Below are 13,339 nucleotides of genomic sequence, written 5' to 3'. Positions count from 1 at the left end.
CGGAGGATCGCTCCTCCGGGCCTTTTTTGTGTCTCGGCGAAAGCCGGATCAGCGATCGAGCGGCTTGGCGACCTCCGGCTGCATCGCGGGATCGTCCACCACATCGACGATGCCACGCCCGACATGGCTGCGCTTGCGGCTGTAGAGGAAGTAGATCGCCAGACCCACCGCGCCCCAGCCGGGCAGGACCAGGATCGCGACCAGCGGCAGCGAGAAATACAGATACGCGCAACCGATCATCGCGGCGGGCGCGACGATGAACACGGCGGGGGTGCGGAACGGACGCTTGCGGGTCGGATCGGTCTTGCGCAGCACCATCACCGACAGCGCCACCATGAAGAAGGCGAACAGCGTGCCCGAGTTGGAATAGTCCGCCAGCTTGCCGACCGGCAGGAAGGCCGAGGCGAGCGTCGCGGCGATGCCGGTCACGATCGTAACCACGTGCGGCGTGCGATAGCGGGGATGCACCGAGGCCAGCTTTTCGGGCAGCAGGCCGTCGCGCGCCATGGTGAAGAACACGCGGGTCTGGCCGAACATCATCATGAGCACGACCGACGGCAGCGCCAGCGTGGCGGCTAGGCCGATCAGATTGCCGATCTTTTCCCAACCGATGGTGCGCAGGACATGCGCCAGCGCTTCACGCGAGCATGACAACGGCTCGGTCGCGCCGCTGGCGACGATCGCCTTGCACTGCGCGGCCAGTTCCGACGTGCCGGGCGACAGCACGACACCGGCGGCGTCGCGCACCGGCTGCGCGCCCAGCGGSGAGCCGATCGCGCCCGCCGACACCAGCAGGTAGAAGACCGTGCAGAACAGCAGCGAGGCGATCAGGCCGATCGGTACGTTGCGCTGCGGGTTCTTGGTCTCCTCGGCGGCGGTCGACACCGCGTCGAAGCCGACATAGGCGAAGAAGATCGATGCCGCGGCCCCCGCCACGCCGGTCAGGCCGGTCGGCATGAACGGCTCGAAATGCGCGCCGTTGATGACCGGCACCGACAGCGCGATGAACAGGGTCAGCGCGGCGACCTTGATCGCGACCAGGATCGCGTTGAACCGTGCACTCTCGGTGGTGCCGATGACCAGCAGCCAGGTGACGAGCAGCGAGATGATCACGGCGGGCAGGTTGATGTAACCGCCCGACGACGGGCCGTTGACCCATTCCATCGGTATGTCGATGCCCAGCAGGTTGCGGAGCTGCCCCACCACATAGCCCGACCAGCCGACGGCGACCGCCGACGCGCCGACCGCATATTCCAAGATCAGCGCCCAACCGACCATCCAGGCCAGCAGCTCGCCCATGACCGCATAGGTATAGGTATAGGCCGAGCCCGCGACCGGCACCATCGAGGCCAGCTCGGAATAGCACAAGGCCGCCACCGCGCAGACGAAGCCCGCGAGCACGAAGGACAACATCATCCCCGGCCCCGCCTTCTGCGCGGCTTCGGAGGTGAGAACGAAGATGCCCGTACCGATGACGGCGCCGATACCCAGCATGGTAAGCTGGAACGCGCCTAGCGATCGTTGCAGCCCCTTCTTCTCGGCGGTCGCCAAAATGGCGTCCAGAGGCTTAACGCGCCCGAAAATCATGAATGTCCAATCCCCCCGAGGGAAGGGCGGCCCCGACTTGGGACACGCCCGGCGTTTGGTGAATGATCCGGGAAGTTAGCTGCAATTTTATTACGCGCAATCCCTAAGGTGCGTGGGATGCGGTCGGGGGAGGAGAAAGGCGGTGATTGCCGCCACCTTCTACCGTCAGCACTGAGGAATGGGATCACCAATCCATCTCGCGGTAAGCCCCTCCCGTAAACGGGAGGGGTTTGGGGAGGGATGGGGTCTCACAGAGATCATCGCGCGTGGCTTTCCCTCCCCCATCCCCTCCCGTTTACGGGAGGGGAGCGGCCAGCGGCAAGGTCAGCGTGCGAGCATCGGGCCGAGCGGCTTGCCTGCCAGGATATGGACGTGGAGGTGCGGCACTTCCTGCCCGGCGTCCGGCCCGATATTGGCCAGCAGCCGGTATCCGGGCTCGACCGCGCCTGCCTCACGCGCGACATGACCGACGGCCCTGACGAAACCGGCGATCTCCGCCTCGCTGGCGCGGCCTGCGAAATCGTCCCACGACACATAGGGGCCGCGCGGGATCACCAGGATATGGGTCGGGGCGTGCGGCGCGATGTCGTGGAAGGCGACCGCCCATTCATCCTCATAGACCCGCCGGGATGGGATTTCGTCGCGCAGGATCTTCGCAAAGATATTCTGGTCGTCATAGGGCAGGGTGGCGTCGATCGGCATCGAAACTCTCCAGGGGGTCAGCGGGGCCGGGTGGCCTTTTCGTCATGGCCCGACACGCCCTCGCGCCGCGCCAGCTCGGCGCGAACGTCGTCGAGCGTGTGGCCGGTATCGGCGAGCAGGACGATCAGGTGGAACATCAGGTCGGCGGCCTCGGACACGATCTTGTCGGGCTGGGCCATGGCGGCGATGACCGTCTCTACCGCTTCCTCGCCCAGCTTCTGCGCGATCTTCGGTCGCCCCTTGGCGAACAGGCTGGCGGCATAGGAGGTGGCGGCATCGCCCGCATCCCGGCGCGCGCGGATCGTGGTTTCGAGGCGGTCGAACATGTCCATGACGGCGTGGGTGGCGCGGGGAAGCGCTGACGTCAATCCTTGCGGTTGCGGCGGCGCATCAGGTGGCGGAGCAGCCAGACCGCGCCGATCGCGAAGACGAACAGGCCGATGTCGGACCATTCGGGATGACGGCGCGGCTGCGGCGCTCCGGTGTGGGCGGTGGCGGCGGTCAGGATGGCGAGCGGCATGGAGGCGGTTTAGCAGCGTGTCGGGCTTGGGTCATTCGGGGGTTTTGATTCACGCGAGGCCGCGAAGAATTTGGGTTCGCGCGGAGGCGCGGAGACGCGGAGAGTCCGGTTGTGGGGTTGGCAATTGGCCGCCACACAGCCGGTTCAAGTCTTCCGCTCGCAACCTCCCCCCTTCCGTTAACGCTGAGCGAAGTCGAAGCGCACGCCCGGCGCTCTGCCCAGTGGCGCGGTTATCCCTTGGCCTTCGACTTCGCTCAGGCTGAACGGGGATTGGGGCGCTTGCCCTATCGATCGGGAGACGTTCTCCCGGTCAGATACGCAGGCCACCGTCCACCCAGCTACCAAAGCGTCCGCGTCTCCGCGCCTCCGCGCGAAAATCAATGCGCCCGAACCGGTACCCCCGCTGCCGCCAGCGCCCGATGCGCATCGGCGATCGACGCGTCGCCGAAGTGGAAGATCGACGCCGCCAGCACCGCCGAAGCGTGCCCGTCGCGCACGCCCGCGACCAGGTCGTCCAGCCCGCCGACGCCGCCCGATGCGACGACCGGCACGCTGGTCCGGTCGGCGATGGTACGGATGAGTTCCAGGTCGTATCCGCCCCGCGTCCCGTCGCGATCCATCGAGGTGACCAGCAACTCCCCCGCACCCAGTTCGGCCAGACGCAGCGCGTGTTCGACCGCATCGATCCCGGTCGCGCGCCGCCCGCCATGGGTGAATACCTCCCAGCCATCCGCTGTCCGCCGCGCATCGACACTGGCGACGCAGCACTGGCTGCCGAATCGCTCTGCGATGTCGGAAACGACCTCCGGGCGGCTGACGGCGGCGGAATTGACCGCCACCTTATCCGCACCGGCCAGCAGAAGCGCGCGCGCATCCTCCGCCGTGCGCACGCCGCCGCCGACGGTCAGCGGCATGAAGCACACCGCCGCCGTCCGCCGCACCACGTCCAGGATGGTGCCCCGCGCCTCATGGCTGGCGGTGATGTCGAGGAAGCACAACTCGTCCGCGCCCGCCGCGTCATAGGCGCGGGCCTGTTCGACCGGATCGCCCGCGTCGATCAGGTCGACGAAGTTGACGCCCTTGACCACCCGGCCATTGGCGACGTCCAGGCAGGGGATGACGCGCGCGCGGACGGTCATACGGCCGCCGCCACCGACAGCGCCGCCGCCAGATCGAGCCGCCCGTCATAGAGCGCGCGGCCGGTGATGACGCCTTCCACGCCGTCCTGATGATGAAGCGCCAGCATATGGATATCGCCGATCCCCGCCACGCCGCCGCTGGCGATGACCGGGATACGCACCGCCCGCGCCAGATCGACGGTGGCGGGCACGTTGCAGCCCTTGAGCATCCCGTCGCGGCCCACGTCCGTAAAGAGCAGCGAGGCGACCCCCGCATCCTCGAACCGGCGGGCGAGGTCCTCGACCGACACGTCGGACACATCGGCCCAGCCGCGCGTCGCGACCATGCCGTCCTTGGCGTCCACCGCGACGACGATGCCGCCGGGATAGGCCTTGGCCATGTCGCGCACGAAGTCCGGATTCTCCAGTGCCGCCGTGCCGATCACGACGCGCGAGACGCCCAGGTCGAACCAGCGCTCGACATTCTCCGGCTTGCGGATGCCGCCGCCCAGCTGGACATGGCCCGGAAAGGCTTTGACGATCGCCTGCACCGCCTCGCCATTGACCGACTCGCCCGCAAAGGCGCCGTCCAGATCGACGACATGCAGGTGCTGCGCGCCCGCTTCGGCGAACAGCATCGCCTGATGGGTGGGGTCGTCACCATAGACGGTGGCGCGGTCCATATCGCCCTCGGCCAGGCGGACGACCTGGCCGCCCTTCAGGTCGATGGCGGGGAAGACGATCAGGCTCACGGATGCCACTCCAGGAAACGGGTGAGAAAGGAGAGGCCATAACGCTGGCTCTTCTCGGGGTGGAATTGCGCGCCGACCACCGTGTCGCGGCCGATCGCGGCGGTGACGGGGCCGGCATGATCGGTGGTCGCCAGCACATGCTCGCCGGTAAAAGCATAGCTGTGGAGGAAATAGGCCTCGCCAGGCACGATCAGCGGATGATCGCGCAAGGGGCGGACATCGTTCCAGCCCATATGCGGCACCTTGGCGGCAGAATCGGCGGGGGCGAGTCGCGTCACCCGGCCGGGGATCCAGCCCAGGCCCCGATGCTCGCCCATCTCGTCGCCGGCGTCGGCGAGCAATTGCATACCGACGCAAATGCCCAGGAACGGCCGCGCGCGGGTGAGGGCGGCGTCGCGCAACGCCTCCTCCAGTCCGTCGACGGCGCGCAGGTTTGCCGCGCAGGCCCCGAATGCCCCGACGCCCGGCAGCACGATCCGGTCGGCCCTGGCGATCACATCCGGGTCGGCGGTGATGACCACATCGCTCGCCCCCGCCGCGCGCAGGGCATTGTCGACCGAGTGGAGATTGCCCGACTCGATGTCGATCAGCGCCAGCGTCACAGCATGCCCTTGGTCGAGGGAATCGCGTCGGCCTTGCGCGGGTCGATCTCCACCGCCATGCGCAGCGCGCGGGCCAGGCCCTTGAAGATGCTTTCGGCAATGTGATGGTTGTTGTGGCCGTGCAGCAGCTCGACATGGAGCGTGATGCCCGCCTCCTGCGCGAAGCTGTGGAACCAGTGCTCGATCATCTCGGTCTGAAGCGTGCCCAGCATCGGATTGGTGAACGGCACCTTCCACACCAGCCAGGGCCGCCCCGAAATGTCGAGCGCGGTGCGGGTGAGCACCTCGTCCATCGGCGACAGCGCCTCGCCGTAGCGGTAGATGCCGCGCTTGTCGCCCAGCGCCTTGGCGAAGGCCTGTCCGATCGCCAGTGCGCTGTCCTCGGTCGTGTGGTGCCCGTCGATATGCAGGTCCCCCTGAACCTTGACCGACAGGTCGATCAGCGAATGCCGCGACAGCTGGTCGAGCATATGGTCGAAAAACCCGATGCCGGTGGCGTTCTGATAGACGCCGGTGCCGTCGAGATTGACGGTGACGTCGATGACGGTTTCCGCGGTGGCGCGGTGGACAGTGGCGGTGCGCATGGCCTCCCCATAAACACCTATCCGTCCCATGCAATCTTGACCCGCGATCAAAGGCCGCTAGTCCAAGGGATATGACCGAAGGATTGCCCGACAGCCTCATCCCCTATGACGACATCGTGCAGGAGGCCCTGCGCGCCGTGGTGGGGCGTGTGCTCGGCCCGGTGGCGGAGACGGGGCACCTGCCCGGCACGCACCATTTCTATATCACCTTCAAGACGCAGGCGCCGGGTGTCGACATCCCGCAGCGGCTGGTCGAGCGATTCCCGGACGAGATGACGATCGTCCTGCAGAATCGCTTCTGGGACCTGACGGTGGACGAGAATCGCTTCTCGGTCGGCCTCAGCTTCAACCAGGTGCCGTCGAAGCTGGTGATTCCCTATTCGGCGATCACCCGTTTCCAGGACCCCGAGGTTCAGTTCGAACTCGGCTTCCACGTCGCCGACGATCCGCAGAGCGATCCCGATCCGCACGGCTCGGCCGAGAATGACGAGCCGGTCGCCAAGCCGGTAGAAGACGGCAGCAACGTCGTCGCGGTGGATTTCAAGCGGAAGAAGTAAGGGGTTCCCATAATTCCTCCCCTGTAAGGGGAGGGGGACCATCCGCAGGATGGTGGAGGGGTGTCCCCCTCTCGATAGCGGGACACCCCTCCGTCAGGGCTTCGCCCTGCCACCTCCCCTTAGAGGGGAGGAATGGGAGAGGATCACTCCTCCCCGCGCAACGCCTTCAGGAAAAAGGCATATTGCCGCCGCATGGCATAAGCCACCGGCCCGGTGCTGCGCCCCGCCGTATGCTCCCCGCCGGGGATGACCAGCAGGTCGAAATCCTTGTCCGCCTTGATGAGTGCATCCACCACCTGGGTCGTGCTGGCAGGGTCGACGTTGGAATCCTGTTCGCCGACGACGAGCATCAGCTTGCCCTGTAGCTGCTTGGCGTGGACCACGCCCGAGGCGTCGAGATAACTCCGGTCGACCGGATAGCCGAGCCACTGTTCGTTCCAGTCGATCTTGTCCATCCGGTTGTCGAAACACCCGGCATAGGCGACCCCGGCCTTGTAGAATTCGGGGTGGAAGAGCAGCGCATTGAGCGTGCTCTGCCCGCCCGCCGAGCCGCCATAGATGCCGACACGGGAAATATCGACGCCGGGGTCCCTGGCCGCCAGCGCCTTCATCCAGGCGATTCGGTCGGGAAAGCCGCTATCGGCCAGGTTCTTCCAGGCGACATCGTGGAACGCCTTGGAGCGATTGGCGGTCCCCATCCCGTCGATCATCACGACGACGAAACCGAGGTCGGCGAGCTGCTGCATCCCCATGACCTTGTCGCCGCCGGAGAAGCCGCCGAACGGCCAGAACGCCTTGGGCACGAAACTGTCGTGCGGGCCCGCATAGATATTCTCGATTACCGGATAGCGCTTGGCGGGATCGTAATCGCGCGGGCGGACGACGAGGCCGTAAATATCGGTCTTGCCGTCGCGGCCCTTGGCGGCGAAGCGTTCGGGCGGTCGGAATCCGGCGGCGGTCAGTGCGGTGATGTCGCCTTTTTCTAGCGTCTGGATCAGGCGACCGTCGCGCGCGTCGTGCAGTTCCATCGTTTCCGGCAGGTCGGTGCGCGAATAGACGTCGACATAGGTCGCCATGTCGGGGGCAAAGCGGACCTCGTGGGTCGCGTTCTCGGTTGTCAGGCGCGTCAGGTTGCGGCCGTCGAAATCGACCCGGAACCAGTGTTTATAATAAGGGTCCTCGCCGGGGACGAAGCCGCTGGCCGAAAACCAGATTTGCCGCTTCTCGTCATCAACGTGCACGATGTCGCGGACCAGCCAGTTGCCCCTGGTGATCTGGCGCACCACCCGGCCGGTCGCGCCGTCGACCAGATAGAGATGCCGCCAGCCGTCGCGCTCCGAGGCCCAGAGGATTTCACGGCCCAGACCCTTCACGTCATGCGACCAGATGCGGTCGCGGAAGACGAAGGTCTTGGCGGTCTCGGTCACGGCGGCGTGCGCCCGGCCGGTATCGGCATCGACCGCGATGATCTTCGTCTCGCCGAAGCCGCGCTTCAGGTCGTTGAAGGCGAAGCTCTTGGCGTCGGCGCGCCATTCGGGGGCGGAGAGGGTGTAAGCGCCCGCGAACAGGCTCGGGTCGATGTCGGTGCGCGTCCCGTCCGAAACGCGGAACAGCACGGGTGCTTCCTGATCAACGGCATCGCCGGGCTTGGGATAGAGTTGCTGGACGACTTGCGGCTGGACCTTGCCCGGCGGCGCGGCGAGCACACGCGTGACCATGCGGGCATAGCCGGGGCGGACGCGCTGAAGCGCGATGTGCTGGCCGTCGGGGCTCCAGGCGATGGTTTCGGGGTCGTAGAAATCGGCGGGGCTGCCGTCCTGGGACCGCCAGACCTCCTTGCCGCCATTCGCGGCCCGCACGACCAGATTGTCGTCGAGGACCAGCGCTTCCAGCCTACCGTCTGGTGACGGGCGGGGGTGGTTGTCGGCGGCTACGCGCAGGTCGCGCACCACGCCGAAGCCACGCGGACGGCTGGCGTTTTCGGGCGGGATGACTGCGCAGACCGGCTGGACGAGGGTGCAGCGATAGACGGTATCGTCATAGCCGATCGAGAAGCGGATCGCCGAACGGTCGGGCGTGTAGCTGAAATGCTCGAAGGGCAGGCGCAAGGGGGCCACGGACTCGCCCATGACCCTGGCGAGCGCGGGCGCCAAGGCGGCGGCGTCGAAGGCGGGGGCTTTTGCGCGGGTGGCGGCGTCCACATCGACGAATGCGAAACCCCCCGCCACGGTCTTGCGATAATGGAAATGCCGCCCATCCGCGTCCCACTCGGCGGGCGAGGCGATGTCGTGGGTCAGCCATTGCCATTGGTCGCGAAGCGCCAGCGACGTGGCGATCCGGTCGGGCACGGTCTGCGCGGCGACCGGCGTCGTGGTCAGCAACAGGGCAAGGGTGAACAGTCTCTTCAACGCGCCGCTCCGATGGTGAAGCTGTAGGTCAGCGGCTGGAGCGCGATACGGTAAGGCATATGCGCGCGGCCATCGAGGTTCCAGCCGGTATCGCCGCCGACCCCGACCTGGGCGGCGTCGATCAGCAGCGTACCGTTGCCATGCGGGCGGATGTCCGAGCTATGCGCCTGTGCGGGCGGCTTCATCGCGAGGTCACTGTACGGGAAGGGCAGGGCGTTGACCGACAAGGGCTGCGCGCCCGTGACGCGAAGACCCGTGCCGGTGCCGGTCAGCTGAATCCAGCGCACATCGGTCTTGTTGCCGCTCTCCTGCGGCCGGGCATAGTCATGGAATTGGTCCGCCAGCTTGCCGTCCCAGCGCGCGATCATCGCGCCGGTCTTGCGGTCGGCATAGCTTTCCCACGGACCGCGCCCGAACCAGCTGACCTGCGTGAATTCCTGTCCCGGCGTCGCGAAGGCGAGGCCGACGCGCAGCGGATCGGGAAGCGTCATGCGCAGCGGCACGAAGCGCACCGTCGCGGTCGCCGCGCCGTCGGGTGCCATGGTCCAGCGGGTCTGCATCTTGACCGATCCGACGCCCATGTCGTGATCGACGATAATGGCATTGCCCTCCTGCCGGATGGCGTCGAGGCGGCGATGGTCGGAGAAATATTGCCACATCGCATGGCTCTTGGGCACGCCCGCGCCCACGTCATTGTCGGTCGGCGAACGATAGAAATTGGGCGTGCCGCCGGTCAGCAGTGTCTTTCCGTCACGGGCGTAACGGCGGACGAGGCCGGTCGTCCGGTCAATCTCCAGCACGGCATTGCCGGCCTTCAGCGTCATCGCATCGGCGCTTTCTTCGGGGACGACAGACCCGGCAGGGATGGCGGCGAAGGCGGGGGCGGAGAGCGCGAACTGTTCCCAGCCGATGACCTGGCCTGCGGGCAACGGCGGAATCGCACCCGCTTTGGTCCGTGCGCGCAGGATCAGCGAGCGTTCGGCGGTGGCGTCCTTCGCAGGCGGCAGGGTGAAGGACAGCGGCGCGGTCTGGCCGGCGGCGACGGAGGGCGTCGCGATGCTGCCGCGCGCCGTCTCGACGCCATTCTCCAGCACCGTCCAGTCCAGCGTGAAGCGTGACAGATCGATATGGTCGTGGCGGTTGACCACCTGCCAGCCGCCGCCCTCATGAGTGAAGTGGATCGGCGACTGGACATGCGCCATCTCATAATATTCGGGATCGGGCGTCCGGTCGGACTGGATCACGCCGTCGCCCACGGGGCTGTCGTCGCCGTGCAGCCCGGCATCCTTGGGATCGGGATCATAGTCCAGGCCCTGCCCCCAATAGGGGCGCCCATCCTTGTCCTTCAGCATCATCGTCTGGTCGACCCAATCCCAGACAAAGCCGCCTTGCAGCTTGGGATATTTGCGGAAGGTATCCCAATAGCCTTGGAAGTCGCCCAGGCTGTTGCCCATCGCATGGGCATATTCGCACAGGATCAGCGGTTGGGTGAATTCGGGGCGGGTGGCATAGTCGGCCAGCTTCTCGACATCGTCATACATGGGGGCGAAGATGTCGACATAGGCGTTGGTCGGGTGCCGCCAGCCGCTCATGCTGTAGCCCAGGAAGTTGATCAGCCGCGTCTTGTCATGCGCGCGGACCCACTTCGCCGCCGCCTCGAAATTCGGTCCGACGCCGCTCTCATTGCCCAGCGACCAGAAGATGACCGAGGGGTGGTTGCGGTCGCGCTCGACCATCCGCTGCACCCGGTCGAGATGCGCGGCTGCCCATTCGGGCTTGTGGCCCAGGTTCAGGGTCGGATCGCCCTTTTCCTGGGTGAGGCTCAGATAGCCGTGGCTCTCGATATTGGCCTCGTCCATCACGTACAGGCCATATTCGTCGGCCAGATCATACCAGCGCGGGTCGTTGGGATAGTGCGAGGTGCGGACCGCGTTGATATTGGCCGCCTTCATCAACTCGATGTCCTTGCGCATCGTTTCCTCGGACACGATCCGGAAGGTACGGGGATCATGCTCGTGGCGATTGACGCCGCGGATCATGATTCGCTTGCCGTTCACCCGGACTTCGCCGCCCGCCACCTCGACGGTGCGGAAGCCGATGCGGCGGCTGGTCGCCTCGATCAGCTTGCCCTTGTTGTCGAGCAGCTCGACCAGCAGCGTGTAGAGATTGGGGTCCTCGGCGCTCCAGGGCTTCACGCCTGGCAATTCGGCGGTGATCGTCGCGCTGGTGCCGCTGGGAGTCGCGGTCCGGGTCAGGACCGTCCGTTTGCCGTCGAGCAGCGTCGCGCGCACGGCGGTCGCCTGTGCCGCACCCGCCAGATCGACCTGGGCCGCCAGCGTGCCGTCGCGATAGTCATGGGTCAGCCCGGCGTCTACGCCCAAGTCACGGATATGCGTCTGGGGCGCGGCATAGAGGGTGATCGACCGCTCGATCCCGTTGACGCGCCAGAAATCCTGATCCTCCAGATAGCTGCCGTCCGCATGGCGATAGAGTTCGATCGCGATGACATTCTTGCCCGGTTTGGCGGCGCGGCTGATGTCGAATTCGGTGGGGAGCTTGGAGTCCTCGGAATAGCCGATCTTCTGGCCGTTGACCCAGAGATAATAGGCCGCGCCCGCCGCACCGATGTTCAGCAGCAACCGGCGTCCGGCAAAATGCGCGGGCACCGTGAAGTCGCGGCGATAGGAGGCGACCTCGTTCAGCCGGTGCTCGATCAATGGTTCGTTGCGGGGAAAGGGATAGCCGCTGCCGACGAAGACCGGGCGGCTCAAACCCTGTGCCTGGAGGATGCCCGGCACCGCCACTTCGCGCCAGCTCGACACGTCGCGGGCCGGGTCTTCGAAGCCGAGCGGCCGCGCCTCGGGATTGGGGGACATATGCACCCGCCACAGGCCATCAAGCGAGAGGTGATAGCGTGACTTGGCCACGTTACCGGCCAGCGCGGCGGCACGCGACTCGAATCCGGCAAAGCTGGTGTGCATCGGTTCCGCGCCGATATGGTTGACGGCGGGGTTCTCCCAATCGGGCCGGGCGGGGGCGGCTTGGTCGGGGACGGCCTGGGCGGCCGCGGCTCCTGCCATCAGGACGGACATGCTCGTGCTCAGCCAAAGCCTGGTGCCTGTCTTCATCCTGTCCTCCTGTCCCGTATCGCGGGCAACGCTATATTATACGGAATACGAATGCAAAGCCTGGCAATGACGCCTTGCCAATTATGATACAATGTATCAATAGGCGCTCATGGTCGATGATGCACCCCTGTCTCGCAGCCATCACGGCCGGTTCCGGCATATGGATGCCCTGGCCATCTCGGCCTCGACCTTGTGCCTGATCCATTGTCTGGTTCTGCCAGTGCTGATCGCCTTTCTGCCCGCCATCGCCGAATGGGCCGATCTGGGCGAGGTGTTCCATATCGTCATGCTGGCGCTGGCCGTACCGCTCAGTGGCCTGACGCTGTTTGGCGGATGGCGGCGGCATCGGATCGTTTTTCCGATGATTGTGGGCATGTTCGGCCTGATCCTGCTAATGCTCGGGCTGGCGTTCGAGGGGCAGGGGATGGGAACCGCGCTGACCGTGGCGGGCGGGCTGGTGCTGGCCGTCGCGCATGTCGCCAATCTGCGCGCCACCAATCTTCACCGACTTATGACCCTGTAACGAGGACGTGGTGCCCATGTCGAAAGCCGTCGCCCGCGCCATCGCCGCCGCGTTGATTGCGGTAGCCTGTACCGCCGTCATGGCCCAGCCACGGGAAGGCGACGAGCCGTCCCGCTATCTGCCCGCCACCGGCTTCGACCTGCTGGCCATATTGCCGCCCGCACCTAGGCCGAACGATGCGCGGGGGCAGGCCGACCGGGCGATCTTCCGTCAGACCCGCCGGTTCGTCGGCTCGCCCCGCTGGGCGATGGCGACCAACGACGTGAAGCTGGGCGAGGCCGATATGGCGCGCGATTTCTCCTGCGCGCTGGGGATCGCACTGACGCCGCAGAACGCACCTGCGACGATGCGCCTGATCGACGGCGCAGGCTCCGACACCGCGCGCGGATCGGGCATCACCAAGCGTTATTACAAGCGCCAGCGCCCCTATCTGATCGATCGCGGCCCGACCTGCCAACCGGCGAGCGAGTTGCAGGGCAGCTACGACTATCCTTCGGGCCACACCACGGCGGGGTGGACCTGGGCGATGCTGCTGGCCGAGATCGCCCCCGACCGCGCCGCGCCGATCCTGGCGCGGGGGCGGGCTTTTGGGGAAAGCCGGATCGTCTGCGGCGTGCACAATGCCAGCGCGGTCGAGGCGGGGCGTCTGTCGGCCACCGTAACGCTGACCGCGCTGTCGCAGGGCCCGGCCTTCCAGCGCGACCTGGCCGCCGCGCGTGCCGAAGTCGACGCGCTGCGCCGCGACCCCGCCACCCCCCGCCCCGACGCCGCCGCCTGCCAGCGCGAGGCGGCCTTGGTAGCCCAACCGATTTTCTGATCCCCGCCCCTTGACCACCCGGCGCGGTTTCGCGCAGGCGC

13 protein-coding genes are annotated in these 13,339 nt (G+C 66.6%); 3 read left to right on the top strand and 10 right to left on the bottom strand.

The genetic code is table 11. The features are described from left to right. Window positions 1-48: 48 nt before the first annotated feature. From ASF14_RS01910 to hisB, 8 genes are all read right to left on the bottom strand, one after another. Entirely contained in the window at window positions 49-1,587 is a 1,539-nt protein-coding gene (locus tag ASF14_RS01910; RefSeq protein ID WP_056430689.1) for an amino acid permease, read from the bottom strand. Between the two features lie 324 nt (window positions 1,588-1,911). After that, complete coding sequence (locus ASF14_RS01905; RefSeq protein WP_056430687.1) at window positions 1,912-2,289, bottom strand: histidine triad nucleotide-binding protein; 378 nt, start codon at window positions 2,287-2,289, stop codon at window positions 1,912-1,914. Window positions 2,290-2,306: 17 nt separating this feature from the next. After that, window positions 2,307-2,621: a phosphoribosyl-ATP diphosphatase gene (locus tag ASF14_RS01900; protein ID WP_056430685.1), complete on the bottom strand. Its 315-nt coding sequence runs from the start codon at window positions 2,619-2,621 to the stop codon at window positions 2,307-2,309. Between the two features lie 32 nt (window positions 2,622-2,653). Next, entirely contained in the window at window positions 2,654-2,809 is a 156-nt protein-coding gene (locus ASF14_RS21795; RefSeq protein WP_168371492.1) for a hypothetical protein, read from the bottom strand. Between the two features lie 377 nt (window positions 2,810-3,186). Next, window positions 3,187-3,948, bottom strand: a complete 762-nt coding sequence (gene hisF, locus ASF14_RS01895) for an imidazole glycerol phosphate synthase subunit HisF (RefSeq protein WP_056430683.1) — start codon at window positions 3,946-3,948, stop codon at window positions 3,187-3,189. Continuing rightward, on the bottom strand, window positions 3,945-4,679 hold the full coding sequence (gene hisA / locus ASF14_RS01890; protein WP_056430680.1) for a 1-(5-phosphoribosyl)-5-[(5-phosphoribosylamino)methylideneamino]imidazole-4-carboxamide isomerase: 735 nt from the start codon (window positions 4,677-4,679) through the stop codon (window positions 3,945-3,947). The genes hisF and hisA overlap by 4 nt, the downstream gene beginning before the upstream one ends. Then, window positions 4,676-5,281: an imidazole glycerol phosphate synthase subunit HisH gene (hisH, locus tag ASF14_RS01885; protein ID WP_056430676.1), complete on the bottom strand. Its 606-nt coding sequence runs from the start codon at window positions 5,279-5,281 to the stop codon at window positions 4,676-4,678. The genes hisA and hisH overlap by 4 nt, the downstream gene beginning before the upstream one ends. Then, window positions 5,278-5,865, bottom strand: a complete 588-nt coding sequence (gene hisB, locus ASF14_RS01880; RefSeq protein ID WP_056430673.1) for an imidazoleglycerol-phosphate dehydratase HisB — start codon at window positions 5,863-5,865, stop codon at window positions 5,278-5,280. Before hisB ends, hisH begins: the two co-directional genes overlap by 4 nt. Window positions 5,866-5,936: 71 nt before the next feature. Between hisB and ASF14_RS01875 the strand changes: the two genes are divergently transcribed. Further along, the gene (locus tag ASF14_RS01875; protein WP_042486441.1) at window positions 5,937-6,422 is read left to right on the top strand and encodes an SspB family protein; all 486 of its coding nucleotides are present in this window, start codon (window positions 5,937-5,939) and stop codon (window positions 6,420-6,422) included. Window positions 6,423-6,565: 143 nt separating this feature from the next. Here ASF14_RS01875 and ASF14_RS01870 read toward each other — a convergent pair whose 3' ends face one another. Beyond that, window positions 6,566-8,830 (bottom strand): S9 family peptidase, encoded by a 2,265-nt coding sequence (locus tag ASF14_RS01870; RefSeq protein WP_056430670.1) that lies wholly within the window; start codon window positions 8,828-8,830, stop codon window positions 6,566-6,568. Beyond that, window positions 8,827-11,910, bottom strand: coding sequence for a glycoside hydrolase family 2 TIM barrel-domain containing protein (locus ASF14_RS01865; RefSeq protein WP_056431358.1), 3,084 nt, complete (start codon window positions 11,908-11,910; stop codon window positions 8,827-8,829). The genes ASF14_RS01870 and ASF14_RS01865 overlap by 4 nt, the downstream gene beginning before the upstream one ends. A gap of 157 nt (window positions 11,911-12,067) precedes the next feature. Here ASF14_RS01865 and ASF14_RS01860 point away from each other — a divergent pair, with 157 nt between their 5' ends. After that, on the top strand, window positions 12,068-12,481 hold the full coding sequence (locus ASF14_RS01860) for a MerC domain-containing protein (protein ID WP_236696892.1): 414 nt from the start codon (window positions 12,068-12,070) through the stop codon (window positions 12,479-12,481). A 16-nt stretch (window positions 12,482-12,497) separates the two neighbouring features. Continuing rightward, window positions 12,498-13,298, top strand: coding sequence for an acid phosphatase (locus ASF14_RS01855; RefSeq protein WP_056430667.1), 801 nt, complete (start codon window positions 12,498-12,500; stop codon window positions 13,296-13,298). The last annotated feature ends 41 nt before the right edge of the window (window positions 13,299-13,339 follow it).

The sequence above is a fragment of the Sphingomonas sp. Leaf257 genome (assembly GCF_001422185.1).
GTDB classification, from domain to species: domain Bacteria; phylum Pseudomonadota; class Alphaproteobacteria; order Sphingomonadales; family Sphingomonadaceae; genus Sphingomonas; species Sphingomonas yabuuchiae.
Note: the sequence above shows the minus strand (reverse complement) of the source record. Positions and strands in the feature narration are given on the sequence as shown.

Excerpts from the sequence above, each read along its gene's own strand:
- ASF14_RS01905 (WP_056430687.1), bottom strand. The coding sequence starts at position 2,289 with ATGCCGATCGACGCCACCCTGCCCTATGACGACCAGAATATCTTTGCG.
- ASF14_RS01900 (WP_056430685.1), bottom strand. The coding sequence starts at position 2,621 with ATGGACATGTTCGACCGCCTCGAAACCACGATCCGCGCGCGCCGGGAT.
- ASF14_RS21795 (WP_168371492.1), bottom strand. The coding sequence starts at position 2,809 with ATGCCGCTCGCCATCCTGACCGCCGCCACCGCCCACACCGGAGCGCCG.
- hisF (WP_056430683.1), bottom strand. The coding sequence starts at position 3,948 with ATGACCGTCCGCGCGCGCGTCATCCCCTGCCTGGACGTCGCCAATGGC.
- hisB (WP_056430673.1), bottom strand. The coding sequence starts at position 5,865 with ATGCGCACCGCCACTGTCCACCGCGCCACCGCGGAAACCGTCATCGAC.
- ASF14_RS01875 (WP_042486441.1), top strand. The coding sequence starts at position 5,937 with ATGACCGAAGGATTGCCCGACAGCCTCATCCCCTATGACGACATCGTG.
- ASF14_RS01865 (WP_056431358.1), bottom strand. The coding sequence starts at position 11,910 with ATGGCAGGAGCCGCGGCCGCCCAGGCCGTCCCCGACCAAGCCGCCCCC.
- ASF14_RS01860 (WP_236696892.1), top strand. The coding sequence starts at position 12,068 with ATGGTCGATGATGCACCCCTGTCTCGCAGCCATCACGGCCGGTTCCGG.
- ASF14_RS01855 (WP_056430667.1), top strand. The coding sequence starts at position 12,498 with ATGTCGAAAGCCGTCGCCCGCGCCATCGCCGCCGCGTTGATTGCGGTA.